The sequence below is a fragment of the Helicobacter sp. NHP19-003 genome, from assembly GCF_019703305.1.
Lineage (GTDB): Bacteria > Campylobacterota > Campylobacteria > Campylobacterales > Helicobacteraceae > Helicobacter > Helicobacter gastrocanis.
Window position 1 is genome coordinate 174,964 of the sequence record NZ_AP024814.1, and the last position, 15,129, is coordinate 190,092.

General features: G+C 50.4%; 13 protein-coding genes, 1 tRNA gene and 1 pseudogene. 10 read left to right on the forward strand and 5 right to left on the reverse strand.

From position 1 onward, the window contains the following. Positions 1-42: 42 nt before the first annotated feature. From modA to K6J72_RS01070, 9 genes and pseudogenes are all read left to right on the forward strand, one after another. Positions 43-765, forward strand: a complete 723-nt coding sequence (gene modA, locus K6J72_RS01030) for a molybdate ABC transporter substrate-binding protein (RefSeq protein WP_221279859.1) — start codon at positions 43-45, stop codon at positions 763-765. Continuing rightward, entirely contained in the window at positions 755-1,432 is a 678-nt protein-coding gene (modB, locus tag K6J72_RS01035; RefSeq protein WP_221279860.1) for a molybdate ABC transporter permease subunit, read from the forward strand. The genes modA and modB overlap by 11 nt, the downstream gene beginning before the upstream one ends. Before the next feature lie 47 nt (positions 1,433-1,479). Continuing rightward, positions 1,480-2,151: an LPP20 family lipoprotein gene (locus tag K6J72_RS01040; RefSeq protein ID WP_260320608.1), complete on the forward strand. Its 672-nt coding sequence runs from the start codon at positions 1,480-1,482 to the stop codon at positions 2,149-2,151. Positions 2,152-2,166: 15 nt separating this feature from the next. Next, positions 2,167-2,763 (forward strand): HP0838 family lipoprotein, encoded by a 597-nt coding sequence (locus K6J72_RS01045; protein ID WP_260320609.1) that lies wholly within the window; start codon positions 2,167-2,169, stop codon positions 2,761-2,763. A 57-nt stretch (positions 2,764-2,820) separates the two neighbouring features. Continuing rightward, positions 2,821-4,500, forward strand: a complete 1,680-nt coding sequence (locus K6J72_RS01050) for an OmpP1/FadL family transporter (protein WP_221279863.1) — start codon at positions 2,821-2,823, stop codon at positions 4,498-4,500. A gap of 76 nt (positions 4,501-4,576) precedes the next feature. After that, positions 4,577-6,177: pseudogene (locus tag K6J72_RS01055) on the forward strand (SLC13 family permease). A 9-nt stretch (positions 6,178-6,186) separates the two neighbouring features. Then, positions 6,187-6,978 carry a phosphatidate cytidylyltransferase gene (locus K6J72_RS01060; RefSeq protein ID WP_221279865.1) on the forward strand — a complete coding sequence of 264 codons (792 nt, stop codon included), beginning with the start codon at positions 6,187-6,189 and terminating at the stop codon, positions 6,976-6,978. Further along, positions 6,975-8,072, forward strand: a complete 1,098-nt coding sequence (gene dxr / locus K6J72_RS01065; RefSeq protein ID WP_221279869.1) for a 1-deoxy-D-xylulose-5-phosphate reductoisomerase — start codon at positions 6,975-6,977, stop codon at positions 8,070-8,072. The genes K6J72_RS01060 and dxr overlap by 4 nt, the downstream gene beginning before the upstream one ends. 64 nt (positions 8,073-8,136) lie before the next feature. Beyond that, positions 8,137-8,214, forward strand: a tRNA-Pro gene (locus tag K6J72_RS01070). Between the two features lie 100 nt (positions 8,215-8,314). Here K6J72_RS01070 and K6J72_RS01075 read toward each other — a convergent pair. From K6J72_RS01075 to K6J72_RS01095, 5 genes are all read right to left on the reverse strand, one after another. Further along, a complete protein-coding gene (locus tag K6J72_RS01075; protein WP_221279872.1) occupies positions 8,315-8,539 on the reverse strand; it encodes a hypothetical protein in 225 nt (74 codons plus the stop codon). Between the two features lie 72 nt (positions 8,540-8,611). Further along, positions 8,612-9,628 (reverse strand): aliphatic amidase, encoded by a 1,017-nt coding sequence (locus K6J72_RS01080; RefSeq protein ID WP_221279876.1) that lies wholly within the window; start codon positions 9,626-9,628, stop codon positions 8,612-8,614. A 70-nt stretch (positions 9,629-9,698) separates the two neighbouring features. Further along, positions 9,699-10,688 (reverse strand): hydrogenase expression/formation protein HypE, encoded by a 990-nt coding sequence (hypE, locus tag K6J72_RS01085; RefSeq protein ID WP_221279877.1) that lies wholly within the window; start codon positions 10,686-10,688, stop codon positions 9,699-9,701. A gap of 9 nt (positions 10,689-10,697) precedes the next feature. Further along, on the reverse strand, positions 10,698-12,887 hold the full coding sequence (gene hypF / locus K6J72_RS01090; RefSeq protein WP_221279881.1) for a carbamoyltransferase HypF: 2,190 nt from the start codon (positions 12,885-12,887) through the stop codon (positions 10,698-10,700). Between the two features lie 6 nt (positions 12,888-12,893). Beyond that, positions 12,894-13,895: an agmatine deiminase family protein gene (locus K6J72_RS01095; RefSeq protein ID WP_221279883.1), complete on the reverse strand. Its 1,002-nt coding sequence runs from the start codon at positions 13,893-13,895 to the stop codon at positions 12,894-12,896. Positions 13,896-13,943: 48 nt separating this feature from the next. Between K6J72_RS01095 and tsaD the strand changes: the two genes are divergently transcribed. Next, positions 13,944-14,963 (forward strand): tRNA (adenosine(37)-N6)-threonylcarbamoyltransferase complex transferase subunit TsaD, encoded by a 1,020-nt coding sequence (gene tsaD / locus K6J72_RS01100; protein ID WP_221279885.1) that lies wholly within the window; start codon positions 13,944-13,946, stop codon positions 14,961-14,963. Positions 14,964-15,129 lie beyond the last annotated feature (166 nt).

A 15,129-nucleotide genomic window follows, 5' to 3' on the forward strand; every position in this document is an offset into this window, starting at 1 on the left:
GTGCTTATAATAAGGGGTTACAATTTTGTAGAAAGGATGCCCATGCGTTTGTTGATTCTTGTTTTGGCTATGTGTTCTTGTTTTGGGGCGCAGATTAAAGTTGCGGCAGCGGCGAATTTGAGCAAAGCTTTAGTGGCGATCAAGGTCGCGTTTTTAAAAAACCACCCCAAGGACAAGGTACTCATCAGCTTTGGGTCTTCGGGGAGTTTGTTTAAACAAATCACACTGGATGCACCCTATGATTTATTCATCAGTGCCGACAAAGACCGTCCCTTAAAGTTGGCCAAAGGGGGCTTCACCCCCTACCCCGTACAAGTCTATGCCAGAGGGGTGTTGGTGCTTTGGAGCGCAACAAGGCCGGTGAAGTCCTTAGACGCACTGCAAGATTCTTACGACCATTTAGCCATCGCCAACCCCGCCCTAGCCCCCTATGGGCGGGCGAGCATGGAGGTGCTAAAAAAGTTGCACCTTGCCGATACTTTGCAACTCAAGATCGCTGAGGCCAACTCGGTGGGGCAAGCAACCGCCTATGTTGAAAGCAAGGCCGCACAACTAGGCTTTAGCGCTCTCTCTTTAATGGATAAAAAGGCGCATTATTTCATTGTGCCCCAAGAGTATTACAGCCCCATAGAACAGGCGATGGTACTCACCAAATGGGGAGGGGATAAAAAATTAGCCAAGGATTTTGCGGATTTTATCTTGAGTATCAAAGGGCAAGCCCTTTTAAAAGCCCATGGCTACTTAATCGCCCCCTTTGCAAACTGATTTCATCGCCACGCTCGCCTTGACTTTCAAGCTGGCGGGTTTGACGACCCTGATTTTATGCCCCATAGGACTGGCACTAGGGGCGTATTTAGCGTTTAAAGATGGGTTTTTAAAGCTGGTTTTGGAAACCTTAACTTGGATGCCCTTAGTCTTGCCTCCCACGGTGTTGGGCTTTTACCTCTTAGTGCTCTTTGCGCCCACGAGCCCTCTTGGGGTGTTTTTAAAAAAATTTGACATCCATTTAGTTTTCAGCTTTAGCGGCTTGGTGTTGGCCAGCGTCATTTTCTCTTTACCTTTTATGGTAAATCCCATCCAAAACGCCCTAAAGAGCTTGCCAAAGTCGCTAAGAGAGGCGAGCTATACCTTGGGCAAAAGCAAGGTTTTTACTTTCTTTTGGGTGCTCTTGCCTAACATCAAGCCCGCTTTGTTCATGGCACTCATCACGACTTTTGCACACACCATCGGTGAATTTGGAGTTGTGATGATGGTGGGGGGCAACCTTGAGGGAGAAACGAGGGTGGCGAGCATCGCCATTTACACCCAAGCCGAAGCGAATAATTTAGCCCTAGCAAACCAATACGCTCTCACTTTGAGTGTTTTAAGCTTTGCCCTCCTCTTTGGCATGCTGATAATCCAAAAACGCATGCGGGCTTTTTACAAAATTTAGGGTTTTTGTGTTAAAATGGGGGCTTAAATTATCGAAAGGTTTGTGTGATGAAGCGAGAAGTGAATTTGGCAGTCGGTGTTGGTGTTTTAAAAAAAGCCGCCCCTTTGTGCCTTTCTGTTGGTTTGGCAGCAGCATTTGTAGGGTGTGGCTGGTTTAAAAAACCCGGAGTTACACAGCTCATCCCACCCTCAGCCACAGGCTTGCAAGCCCCCATTTACCCGCCCACGACCTTTAACAATGGGCGTTCTCCCCGCTCCATGCCCGTTTTCCCCAAAGAAAACCCTTCTTCTCCGCAGATCACGACCCACTTTGACAATTCCAACCAAAGTGTCGCCCCCTCAGCTGGGGAGAATGGCATGATCGCCAACACCCCCATCCTCACCCCCACCAATGTGATCGAACTGAGCGCAGTGGGCATGGGTGTCGCGCCCGAGTCGACCATTTCGCCCTCCCAAGCCCTCGCTTTAGCCAAAAGGGCGGCGATCGTAGATGGCTACCGCCAACTGGGCGAAAAAATGTATGGGATTCGCGTGAACGCCACAGACACGGTCAAAGACATGATCTTGCAAAACTCTGTGATCAAGACTAAAGTCAACGCCCTCATCCGCAATGCCGAGATCACCGAAACGATCTATAAAGACGGGCTGTGCCAGGTGAGCATGGAGCTCAAACTAGACGGGCGCATTTGGTACAATGTCTTCAACCGTGCACGCGGGTGAGACACGGATTAAATTTTGCGTTTGGGTGTTTTGTGGGGGCGGTTGCTGGCAGTCGGGTTATTCGGGTTGCTTTTAAGTGCGTGTAACCACCAGCCCAAGGTTGCCAAACCTAAAAAGCCCCATAGAAAGCTCTTCATCAAAAAGAGTTACGCCCAGCGGCAAAGAGAGGAAGAAGCCAAAATTAGGCAGGAGTTGGAGAAATTTAAGCTCATTTACATTTACACGCCCGTGTTGCGCTTTTACGACTACGGGACCATCGGACGCACCAAAGAGGGGGATTTGGAAATCGTGCTCTACAAACTCAGCCACCGTTTGGGCGACATTGTCATTAAGAAAAATTACATTTGCTTTTCGGGGACCTGCACAGCCAAGTGGAGTGCAGCTAGGGACATGTTTGGCAAGGTGAGCTATGGCGACCTCTTTGACGACATTGTGCTGGGGCGCGACATTTTTCAAGGCATCGGCAAGCAAATCACCCCTAATGGTACTTTGATTCAGCGTTTTGTGGAAAATGGGCAGCTCATTTACTACGAACGCAACCCCGAAAAAACCTTGTTCCAGAACATGACCACGGGCGTGGCCATCGTGTTTGAAGCCTACCACCCGCAATGATTTAGGGAGTTTGTTTTGCGCTTACGCTTTTTATGGCCTTGTTTACCGGTTTCTTTAATGGCTAATGGGTTTCAAATCTCCGAGCAGAGCCTGAATGGCACCGCTTTGGGCTCGGCTTATGTGGCTGGGGCACGCGGGGCGGATGCGAGTTATTACAACCCAGCCAACATGGGTTTTACCAACGATTGGGGGGAAAACCGCAGCGAGTTTGAGGTGACCAGCACGGTCATCAACATCCCCGCTTTTAAATTTATGGTACCTGGCAGCAATCAAGGGCTTTACTCCATCACCAGCCTTATGGTGGACAAGAGCAAGCAGAATTTATTAAAAATTCTAGGCATTTTGGGGCTGGGCGATGTCGGATCCGTCGTAGGCGATAAAATCATCATCAATGGCCTGCCCGCTGCCCAAAAACTCATCAACAACCTAGAGAATTTAACCAACCAAAAGGTCGTTACCGTGGCCTCTATGCCTAGCGATCAAGTGGTGCCCGGCTGGACGGGCACGACCAATTTCATCTTGCCCAAATTCTTTTATAAAAGCCGCACGCACAATGGCTTTACTTTTGGGGGCAGTTTTACGGCCCCCTCAGGACTTGGCATGAAGTGGCATGGGCCCGGGGGCGAATTCCTGCGCGATGTTTTTATCATGATGGTTGAGCTTGCCCCCAGCATCAGCTACACCATCAACAACCGCTTTTCTGTGGGCGTGTCGGGGCGTGGGCTTTACGCCACGGGCAGTTTTAACAACACCGTGTATGTGCCCTTGCACGGCGCATCAGTGCTCACCGCAAGCCAAATTTTGGGTCTGCCCAACAAAGTCTTTAGCCAGCAAGTCCCAAGCTCCATGCGCCAGCAACTCGCCAGCATCGGTTGGCAACCCGCCATCAACTGCCAACCCAATGTTGATCCCAATTCCACAGAGTGCCAAGCTTACTATAGTGGGCTCAAGCAAATCATGCGCTACAGTGGGCTGCAACAAGCCGACTCCGATCTGTATGGAACGGCGCAAGTGGTGCAACAGAGCAATGGCAGTGCGTGGAGCGGTGGTTATCGAGCAGCGGCGAGCATGCGCGTGTTTGACAATGGCATGTTTTCTGTGGTTTACAACAGCAGTGTAACCTTTAACATGCGTGGCAGGCTGACCGCTTTAACGGAACTAGGGCCAAGTTTAGGCGATGTGCTGACAAGGGGGAGCTTGAACATTAATGTGTCCTTACCCGAAATGCTCGACATCGCCTATGCTCACGAGTTTTTCAAGCACCATTTGCGCATCGAGGGGGTGTATCGGCGCACTTTTTGGTCGCAGGGCAATAAATTCTTGGTAACCCCAGACTTTGCCAATGCGAGCTATCAGGGCATCGGCGGGGCGGTGCAGACCTTAAACTCGGCTACCCTTAAAAAGATGGTGGGGCTGGCGGACTTTAGCGGGGTGATGAATATGGGGGCGGGCTGGCGCGACACCAACACCTTTAGGGTGGGCGCGACTTACATGGGGCGCTCTTTGCGTTTAATGGGGGCGTTTTGCTACGATCAGGCCCCTAGCCCGCAAGAGGCGATCGGCATTCCCGACTCCAATGGCTACACCATCGCCTTTGGGGCAAAATATAATTTTAGGGGTTTTGACATCGGCTGGGGGGGGACTTTCACCTTTAAAAGCAACCGCAATGGCTATTACCAATCCAACGACCTAGGACAATTGCGTATTTTCTCTGCATCTTTGGGTTATCGCTGGTAGTTTAAACGCCGTTTTTAAACACATTACAAGTCCTTTTAGCTAAAATTGAGCTTTTATTTTATTTTTAAGGATTGTGATGCCACAGCCGAGCGTTGGCCGCTATGTCCCTTGGGTTGGATTTGTAGTCGGTCTTGTGTTGGCTTTATTGGTGTATTTTTCCATGTCCGCCCACTTGGAGAGCATCCAGCACAGCCTCAACCAGCCTAAATTAAAGATCGAGAGCATGCCCTTTGTGGCTGCCATCGCAGTTTTAATGGGGGTGTGGTGGATGAGTGAGGCGATTGAATTGGTGGCGACCGCTTTGCTGCCCCTAGTGCTGTTTACCCTCTGTGGGGTGGCAAGCTTTAAAGATGTGGGCGCAAGCTACGCCTCCCCCATTATCTTTTTGTTCATGGGGGGGTTTGTGCTGGCGATGGCGATGCAAAGGTGGAATTTACACACCAGAATCGCTTTAAACATCATCGCTTTGGTGGGGACCAGCCCTAGGGCACTGGTCGCCGGCTTCATGCTCGCCACAGCGTTTTTGTCTATGTGGGTGAGCAACACCGCCACGGCCGTGATGATGATGCCCGTAGGCCTTAGCGTGTTGCAATTAGTCGCCAAACTCTTAGAACAAAACCAAGAGCAAGCAAAACCCTTGGACTCCAGCCCGCTTTCACGCACCAGCACACAAGGAGGGATTTTACAAAACATTGTAGACAAAGGCAAGGATGCCAAAACCCCGGTGCACCGCACTAACTTTAGCGTGTGCCTGATGCTAGGCATCGCCTACAGTGCCTCTATTGGCTCGCTAGGCACGCTCATAGGCACACCCCCCAATGCGCTTTTAGCCGGCTACATGCAAGAAGCCTTGCATGTGAAAATCGACTTTGGCAAGTGGATGATCCTTGGCATGCCTTTATCTTTACTCATGCTCTTTGCCACTTGGGCACTGCTCACTCATGTGATCTTTCCCATTAAAATCAAAAACATCCCCGGAGGCAAAGAGATGATCCAAGAAGAGTTAAAGAAACTTGGGCGCATGGACGGCGGGGAGCGCTGGGTCGCCATCCTCTTTGTGCTCGCCTCTCTTGCTTGGACTTTCTTAGGCAGTTTTTTACACTCTAGGGGGGTTAAAATTGCCAATGTGGATTCAATCATCGCGATGGCTGTGGCAGTGCTTTTATTCATCATCCCCGCACAAAACACCCGCCTTATTGATTGGAACACCATGAAAAAGCTCCCCTGGGATGTGCTCTTGCTCTTTGGCGGGGGGTTAGCCCTTTCAGCGCAATTTTCTAAAACGGGGCTGTCCTTGTGGATCGGCAAGCAAGTCGCCTTGCTAGGGCATATCCCCCTCTTGCTCTTGATTGTGCTTGTAACAACTATGGTGATTTTTTTAACAGAGATCACCTCCAACACCGCCACCGCCGCCGCCTTCTTGCCCGTTTTGGGGGTGTGGCTTTGGGGCTGGGATTTCATGGGGCTGAAGTGTTGCTCCTCACCGTTCCTGTAGCCCTTGCCGCCACTTGCGCCTTCATGCTCCCTGTAGCGACCCCACCCAACGCGATCGCCTATGGCTCGGGCTATTTGCAGATGAAGGACATGATCAAGGCCGGCTTGTGGCTCAATTTGATCGGCATTGTCCTCATCAGTACCTTTGCTTATAGCCTTGTTCACATCATTTTTACACACTAAAGGATCGCAATGCAACTCAAATCAAAATTTTCTGGGGAAAGGGCACGTTACTTCACGGGGGTGGCTTTGCTCATTTTGGCCACCATCGTGTTGTCTTTGGACTCCTTGTGGTTGTTTTGGGCAGTGTTGGGCATTCTCTATTTGATCGGCGCTCACGAAGCCTTGCACCTTTACCAAAAAATCTATGGCTATGCACCCAATGTGTGGCACTATGTGGGCTTGACCTTTGTGTGGTGTTTTGTCTACATCGCCCCGCCCATTGAGAGCACGGTGATGATAGGGATGTTTGTGGTCGGGTTCTTGGCTTATAAGGGCTTTGATGTGCACCACAGCTTTATCTTTATTTACCCCACTTTGCCTTTTGTCTACATTTTGGCTTTGTTTAGAGAGTTTGGGGTGATGGCGGTGGTGTGGCTCGTGGCAGTGGTGGTGTTTGCCGATGTGGGGGCGTATTTTGGCGGGCGGCTCTTTGGCAACATCCCCTTAAGCCCCTCTTCGCCTAAAAAAACCCTTGAGGGGGCGTTTGTCGGTTTCATGTTTGCGAGCGTGGTGGGGGGGCTGGTGGGCTTAAAGTATGTGGGCTTTCTCTACGCCTTTGTAACCAGCGCAATTATGGCCATCAGCGCCATTTGGGGGGATTTGTATGAGAGCTCTTTGAAAAGGCGGGCGGGGGTGAAAGACAGCGGGAGCATCTTGCCCGGACATGGGGGGGTTTTAGACCGCCTAGATGCCATGTTCTTTGCCGCTATAAGTTTGCACTTCCTGCTATGCACGAAAGCCGCTATAGAAGCCGCTTTATGATCATTTTAGGCAGCACAGGCTCAGTGGGGCGGCAAGCCCTAGAAGTGGCAGAGCTGTTTAACTTACCCATAGAAGCTTTAAGCGCCGGGCGCAATGTGCAGCTTTTAAACGCCCAAATCGCCGCCCATAAACCCAAAAAAATTGCGATTTTAGAAAAACAAGACTACCCCCACTTGCAAGTCCCCGCAGGCACAGAGGTGTTTATTGGGGGGGAGGGGATCGCCCAAATGGTGGCAAGTAGCCAAAGCCCCTTGGTGCTCAACGCCCTTGTGGGCTTTAGCGGGCTAGAACCCAGCTTGTGTGCTTTTAAAGCGGGCAAGACTTTAGCTTTAGCCAATAAAGAGTCTTTGGTGGTGGGCGGGTGGCTTTTAAAAGGGGCGCACATTTTGCCCATTGATAGCGAACACTTTGCGCTCAATGTGCTGCTCAAAAACACACCTAAAGAACACATAGACACTTTGTTTTTAACCGCCAGTGGGGGGGCTTTGCGCGACACCCCTCTAGAGCAAATCGCAAACCAAAGCCTTGAGGAGGTCTTGCAACACCCCAACTGGCAAATGGGTGTGGACATCACCATCAACTCGGCAAGCATGGCAAATAAACTCTTTGAGCTCGTGGAGGCGCATTGGCTCTTTGGAGGGCTTAAAGTGGATGCATGTCTTGAGCGCAGCTCAAGTGTACACGCTTTGGTGCGCTTTAAAGACCAAAGCTACCATGCACAACTGAGCCATCCCGACATGCGCCTGCCCATCATCCATGCCCTAAGTCCAGAAAACGCCCCAAACGCCCCCACAAAGCCCCTTGAAATATTTAGCACCCCGTTTAAATTCGAGCCCATAGACACCGACAGATACCCCCTTTGGAGGTTTAAAGACTTGCTTTTACAAGAGCCCAAGCTGGGCGTGGTGCTCAACGCCAGCAATGAAGAGGCCCTACAAATTTTCAAGGCGGGGGCGATGCCCTTTGGCAAAATAAGCGCACTGGTGGCGCATAGTCTAGAACACTTTAAAGACAAACTCCCGCCCCTAGAAAATTTAGAGCAAATCCAAGCCCTAGACAAGGAAGTACGCCACTTCGTGCAGGCTTTAGACTAAACTTTTTAGGTGGGCTAAAAACTTAAGTTAGGGTTAATCTTTTTTAGATAGAATTGGCCCTTCACGGAGTATGGCGCAGCCTGATTAGCGCGCACCCTTGGGGTGGGTGAGGTCGTGGGTTTGAATCCCGCTACTCCGACCATTTCCTCTTGAATTTTTTACCCAGCAAGCGTTTGGATAGATTGTGGATTTTTAGTCATGGCTTTCGTAGGTTTTGTCTGCCCTAACCCCCCCTTGTGTGTCTACTTTTTCCCTCTAATCAAAGGCCTTTCGTAGTTGATGTCGTCGTCTTGGTTTTGCTGGTTGCTTTGTTGTGTCGTTTTTTTCGTGCTTTGGGTGCTTTGGGCAGAGGTTTTCTGTGCGGCGGCGGGTTTGTTGGGCGTTGTGTTTTTAGCAGGGGTGCTTTGGGTGCACCCTGTGATTAAAAGAGTTGCCAAAAGGGCGGTGCTTAAAGCGTGTTTTTCCATAGGCTTCCTTGTGTAAATTTTCAAAAACCCGCTATTATAACACACTTTGCACCTAAGATTGCCAAAACGGCACTAATGTGGCAAATCGTAAATGGGGCAGTCTTTCACGCCGATGTGGTGTCTTGTGAATTTTTCCACATTGGCTTGGGCTTTTTTGGGATCGGTGACCCAAGTTTTGTAAAACTCAAAGGGGCATTCGGCCACGCCTTTATCCCCATCGCCACTGATGAAGACCCCACTATAGCCTCTGTGTAAGAGTTTGAAGAGTTGGTTTTGGCTTTGGTCGTGTTTACGGGCATCGCGGATTTCGTGCACGGAGAGTTGGGCGTATTGAATCCCATACTCTTCTTCCCCACACTCACCCAAAGTGCGTCCGTCAAAGCCCACAATGCTGGAATGCCCGAAGTAAGAATACACCCCGTCAAACCCGGCGGCGTTGGCCACCGCCACATAGCATTGATTTGCCCACGCCATAGATTTGACCATATTGATTTGTTGTTCTTTAGCAGGATACATATAGCCTTGACAGCGCACAATGAGCTCGGCCCCACGCATCGCACAGTCGCGCCAAATTTCAGGATAGTTGCCATCATCGCAGATGATGAGAGAGACTTTTAAGCCCTTGGGGCCTTCCACGACATAGGTTTTGTCCCCCGGATACCAACACTCAATAGGACACCAGGGCAAAATTTTGCGGTATTTTTGCACAATCTCGCCCTTGTCGTTGATTAAAATCAAGGTGTTGTAGGGGTTCTTTTTAGGGTCTTCGTGCTTTTCACCCGTTAAAGAAAACACGCCCCACACCTTGTTCTTTTTGCAGGCGTTGGCAAAAATCGTGGTTTCTTCACCAGGCACACTCGCCGCCGTGTCAAACATTTCTTTGCGATCATACATGATGCCGTGCGTGCTGTACTCGGGAAAGATGATCAAATCTAGCCCAGGCAAACCTTGTTTCACGCCTGTGATCATGTCTGCAATTTTATGGCAATTGTCTAGGACATCTTGTTTAGTGTGTAGCCTAGGCATTTTGTAATTCACCACCGCCACGCCAACGGTGTCTGGACTGCTGCTGATATCTCCGTGTCGCATTGTTGCTCCTTCAAATATAATCAAAATGCGCCAAAACTTTAAACCTGCAAGGTAAACGCTTTTTTAACATTTAGCAAATCCTAGGCAACAGCTCGCCCTCTAGGATGTCTAAAGGGCGTTTAGAGCCCCATGGGGTTTTTAAAGTTACGCCGCGCCCAGCCACCACCTCCCCGATGACACACGCCTTTTTGGCCCCCCCCTCTTGCAACAGAGCGCAAACTTGGCGCGCATCCTTTGCCTCCACGCAAAGCACGCACACCCCCTCATTGGCGAGCATAAAAGGCTCTAGCCCTAAAATCTCACACACCCCCCTAACCCCCTCTAAAATGGGGATGCAATCTTCCTCCACCTCTATGCCCACACCTGAACTTTGCGCCCACTCGTGCAACACAGAGGCTAAGCCCCCCCTTGTCGCGTCCCTTAAAGCGTGGAGTTTGCACCCGCTTTGAAACACGGGTTCTAAGAGGGGGTATAGTTGCTGACAATCGCTGACTAAAGGCGTGTCTAGCTGGATTTCTGCCCTTTGGGAGAAGAGCACTGCCCCATGCGTGCCGATAGCTCCGCTTACAATGATCACCTGCCCCTCTTTAAGATTTTTTGCGCTCAAATGTGGGTAAAGCACAGGACCTAGGGCGGTCGTGTTGATGAAAATTTGATCCACACAGCCCTTTGGCACAACTTTGGTATCCAAAGAGAGCAGTTTAAGCCCCCCTAAGCGCAGTTGCGCTTGCATAGAAGCCAAGATTTCTTGCAAAAGCGCAACCTCTAGCCCCTCCTCCAAGATGAAGCCCACGCTTAGGTACTCAGGATGCGCCCCTTGCATGGCAACATCGTTTGCGCTCCCACACACGCACAGCTTGCCGATGTCTCCCCCTTTAAAGATGGGCGGATCGACCACAAAGCTATCAGTGCTAAGGGCTAATGCCCCCCTAGCCTCAAACACCCCCGCATCCTCACCCTCTGCTGTTAAAAACCCTTGCAAATGGGGCATAAAAACTTTATGGATGAAGTCTTGCGCCTCTTTGCCCCCATTGCCACAGCTTAAAGCCACAACTTGCATACAGCCCCTTTATAATGAATTTGCTACAAAATGCGCCTGCCCTAACGCCAAAGCCCCGTCTGTGGGGGGCAGTAGTTTTGGCAGGAAAAACACCCGATTTTTAAAAATCTCTTGGATGGTGTCGCCTAGCAAGCGGTTTAAAAACACCCCCCCGCCTAGCAGTAGGGGTAAATCGTAGCGCACAGATAAATTTAGGGCGATGTGGGCTAGGGTGTTGTGGAATTTCTTGGCCACTAGGGCGTGATCTTGGGCTAAAATGTCCGCCTCCATTGCCCTTAGCATAGGGGCGATCGAGATGTCCTTTTGGATGTCAAAGGGGTAGATGTCGTTGGTAGGATGGGTGGCAGCCAAGCTCTCTAATTGCATGGCGCTTTGGGCTTCATAGGTGTTAAACGCCCCGACCTGACAAAAGCTCGCCACAGCATCAAACAGCCGCCCCACAGAAGTGCTAGAGATGAGCGCCATTTGTTTATTTAGCAAGGTGGCGACATTTTGTGCTTTTTGGGGATCTAAAAGCAGGGGGGCAAAGGCTAGGTTATGTTGGTGGGCTAGAGCGTAGCCTAGCGTGTGTGCATCTTTTAGCAGCTCGGTAGAGCGGGGGTAAAGCGTGGCTTGTAGGCTGTGTAAGTGCTTGGTGTGAAACTTGCCCCCTTGATAGGTGGCTAAAAACACCTCCCCACCCCAAAGGCTCTTTTCTGGAGACAGCCCAAAGCCATCGCAAATGAAGGCCAAGAGGGCTTGCCCCTCTTTAAGGGGGTGTTCTAATCCCCACTCGGCAAGCAGGGCGTGCAGGTGGGCGGCGTGGTGCTGCACCTCTTTAAGGGGGGCGTGTTGCTCTTTGCCGATTTGGCTAGCCGTGTAATTGGGGTGCAAATCTAGCCCCACAACTTCGGGCTTGGCATAAAGTTTGGTGAAAAAGTTTAAATCCTGCTGATACCTCTCAATGCTTGCCACGCTCTCAAGGGCACTAAGCTCAGGCGTAACCAAACAACCCTCTTTGATGAAGCATAAATTCGCCTTGTTTTGCGCCCCCATGCCTAGCGTGTTTTGCGATGCATTTAGGGGCAAGTGCAAGGGGGCATAGCCTCTAGCTAGGCGTATAAGGCGCATTTGCCCTGCTACAAGGCGCACCACGCTATCGTCAATGCCATGCACAATGGGGCGTTTGTGGTCTAAAATGCTAAGTTTAGGAAATTTGGCTTGCAACTCCTCTAACTCTGTGATGATGGGCTCGCTTTTTAAATTTGCGCTTGTGAAAACAAGCACCCCCACTTCTTGTAAGATGAGATGGTGCAAGGCGGTGTAGGGCAAGAGTATGCCCAAAGTGTCTAGGTTTGGGGCTAAGTGGTTGTAAAGATCTGTTTTTTTGCGCGCCAACACAATCGGGGCTTCTTTGGAGCTTAGGGCTTTTAGCTCTTGGGGGTTTAAATGCACGCATTTTAACGCCTCTTTTGGGCTAGCCACCATTAAGGCTAAAGGCTTGAAGGGGCGGGTTTTTAAGGCGCGGATTTGTTCTATCGCCCCCTTGTTGTCGGCTAAAGCTGTGAGCGCAAAGCCCCCCACGCCCTTGATCGCCACCACCTCTCCCCTTTTTAGGGCGTTTATGGCTTCTTGTAGGGCGTTTTGGTGTGCTGTGCCTTTTTTGTCATAAAAGTTCAAACTAATGGGGCATTTGGGGCAGCTTAAAGTTTGGGCAAAAAAACGGCGGTTTGCGGGGTCGTGGTAGTCCTTGACACAATCTTCACAGAGTGTAAAATTTTTCATAGAAGTGTGGGGGCGATCAAAAGGCAAGCCCTCAAGCAAGCTAAAGCGCGGACCACAATGCGCGCAAGCCGTGAAGGGGTAGAGATAAAAACGGCTATTGGGGTCTTGTGTGTCTTTGAGGCAATCCGCACATATGGCCAAATCTAGGGGTAGGTTGTCCCTTAGGTTTAAAGAAATTCCACGACTCGGGGCGATGTGAAAGGGGCAGTTTAGGGGGGCGGTGGGCTCGTTGGTGATGTTTGTGATTTGGGCTTCTTTGGGCTTATGCGCCAGCTCTTTTAAAAATGCGTCCAAATGCGCCCTTTCAAGCACCACTTCTACTTGCCCACCCACATTGCAAACAAAGCCTTTTGTGCCAAGCTTTAGGGCGGTGTTGTAAATGAAGGGGCGCAAGCCCACGCCCTGTACCCGTCCACTGATGACAAGCTTAACCAAAGCAACCTAGTAAAGCTGCATGGTGGCGCAATGCAAGCTCCCCTTTTGGCGAATCAAAACCGAGCAATCCACGCCCACGACCTCAACCCCCGTGTAATCCTCCAGGATTTTTAGGGCTTTGCCATCGGCAGGGTCGCCATAGGTGGGGACAAACAACACCTTTTGCTTGTTGTTGTTCACCCATAAAAAATTTGCGTAAGTGGCGGGCAGGCGTTCGTTTTGGTAAAACTTGGGGCTAGGCATGGGCAGGGGTAAGAGCTCATACCTTTTGTCCTCCAAGTTTCTCAAGCGTTTGAGCTGTGCCTCCATATTTTTTAAGTTGTCGTAGTGGGGGTCGTTGCGGTCGCTGCAACTCACATAAGCGATCGTGTTGGCGTCTAAAAAGCGCGCCAAAGTGTCCACATGCCCGTCTGTGTCGTCCCCCTCTAGGGGTTGCACCTCTAGCCATAAGATTTGTTGTGCCCCGAGCTCTTGTTTTAAAATCTCTGTGATTTGGGCTTGGTCTAAATGGGAGTTGCGATCGGGGTTTAAGAGGCAAGAAGTGGTGGTTAAGATCGTCCCCGCCCCATCACTCTCGACACTTCCCCCCTCTAGGACAAAATTAACAAAGCGCAAGGGATACTTTAAGAGTCCCTTTTGGGCGAGCTTGGAGCTGATCGCATTGTCTAAGTTGGCTTGGTATTTGCCCCCCCATGCGTTGAAAATAAAATCCAAATAAAGGGCAATGCCATTGGTTTCTACGCACAAAGGCCCAAAGTCCCTAGCCCATGTGTCGTTGCTAGCGCATAAGGCGATCTGCACTTGGCTGATTTTAGCCAAGCTATCTTGGCTCTCAGTGTCGTTGGGGTGCACACAAACAATCATGTTTTGGTAGCGGCTTAGGGCGTAAATGGTGTTGTAAAAGCACTCTTGCGCCTCCTCCAAATACGCTCCCCAGTCTGTGGCAGCGTGTGGATATGCCATTAAAATGGCCGTTTGCTCTTCCCACTCAGCCTTTAATCTCTTCATAGCGTCCCTTTAGTATAATGCCTGTTATTATAGCGCACAAGGGGTATTATGTTGCTTGGCATTGAGAGCAGTTGCGATGACAGTTCGCTCGCACTCACAGACCTACAAAGCACCAAATTGCTTTGGCACTCTAAAATCTCCCAAGAAGGTGCGCACAGCCCCTATGGGGGCGTTGTGCCTGAACTTGCCTCGCGCCTACACGCCCTAAACCTTCCCCTTTTGGCCCAAAGGGCAAGGGACTTTTTAGGCAGCTTTGGCGCGCTTAAAGCCATTGCGATCACCACTTGCCCGGGCTTGAGTGTTGCCCTTTTAGAAGGGTTGATGTTGGCTAAAACCCTAGCTTTGGGGCTAAAAATCCCCTTAATTTCTGTGGATCACTTGCAAGCGCATATTTTTTCGCTCTTCATTGACAAACCCCTAGTGTTTCCCCTAAGCGTGTTGCTCGTGTCGGGTGGACACACGCTCATTGTAGAGGTTAAGAGCCCCCAAGAGATGCACATTGTGGCGCAAAGCATGGACGACAGCCTAGGCGAAAGTTTTGACAAGGTGTCTAAGATGTTAGGTTTGGGCTATCCGGGCGGTCCTGTGGTGGAGAGTTTGGCCAAAGCCTGCCCCCCACAAGAGGCCCTACAATTCACCTTGCCGCTTAAAGACCATAAGGGGCTTGCCTTTAGCTTTTCGGGGCTTAAAAACGCCGTGCGCCTAGCTATTTTGCAAGAGAGAGAAAAGGGGGGGTTAAACCAGAGTTTTAAAGCCCGCTTGTGTGCCGGGTTTCAAAAAACAGCCACCGCCCACTTGCTGCAAAACCTGCGCCGTTACTTTGCAAACAGCCCCATCAAAACTCTAGGGCTTGTGGGGGGAGTGAGCGCAAATTTCTACATTAGAGAGTGCATCCATGCCCTTTGTGAAGAATTTGGGTGTGATTTATTGTTAGCCCCCCTAGAATTTTGCAGCGATAATGCGGCAATGGTCGCAAGAGTGGGCGTGGAGCTGTTTAGATGTAAAGATTTTTCCCCCTTACATGGTACGGACATCAGCCCGCACACCCGTTTACCTTATGTGGGTTAATTTTTGTGCGGCGATCAAGGGCGTTTATCCTTTATCCAGATTGTGCGTGGAACTCCGTTTTTTAGGGCAAAAATGTAAGCACTTGGTAATTTTAGTTGTGCTAGAATCGCCGTGTCCGCCGTTTGGGGAAGGAAATGACCTTGTGGGCGTTAAACACAAAGCCTTT

What these genes read in the sequence shown, in the direction of transcription:
- modA (WP_221279859.1), top strand. Translation starts at nt 43, where the DNA reads ATGCGTTTGTTGATTCTTGTTTTGGCTATGTGTTCTTGTTTTGGGGCG.
- K6J72_RS01040 (WP_260320608.1), top strand. Translation starts at nt 1,480, where the DNA reads ATGAAGCGAGAAGTGAATTTGGCAGTCGGTGTTGGTGTTTTAAAAAAA.
- K6J72_RS01050 (WP_221279863.1), top strand. Translation starts at nt 2,821, where the DNA reads ATGGCTAATGGGTTTCAAATCTCCGAGCAGAGCCTGAATGGCACCGCT.
- K6J72_RS01060 (WP_221279865.1), top strand. Translation starts at nt 6,187, where the DNA reads ATGCAACTCAAATCAAAATTTTCTGGGGAAAGGGCACGTTACTTCACG.
- dxr (WP_221279869.1), top strand. Translation starts at nt 6,975, where the DNA reads ATGATCATTTTAGGCAGCACAGGCTCAGTGGGGCGGCAAGCCCTAGAA.
- K6J72_RS01075 (WP_221279872.1), bottom strand. Translation starts at nt 8,539, where the DNA reads ATGGAAAAACACGCTTTAAGCACCGCCCTTTTGGCAACTCTTTTAATC.
- K6J72_RS01080 (WP_221279876.1), bottom strand. Translation starts at nt 9,628, where the DNA reads ATGCGACACGGAGATATCAGCAGCAGTCCAGACACCGTTGGCGTGGCG.
- hypE (WP_221279877.1), bottom strand. Translation starts at nt 10,688, where the DNA reads ATGCAAGTTGTGGCTTTAAGCTGTGGCAATGGGGGCAAAGAGGCGCAA.
- K6J72_RS01095 (WP_221279883.1), bottom strand. Translation starts at nt 13,895, where the DNA reads ATGAAGAGATTAAAGGCTGAGTGGGAAGAGCAAACGGCCATTTTAATG.
- tsaD (WP_221279885.1), top strand. Translation starts at nt 13,944, where the DNA reads ATGTTGCTTGGCATTGAGAGCAGTTGCGATGACAGTTCGCTCGCACTC.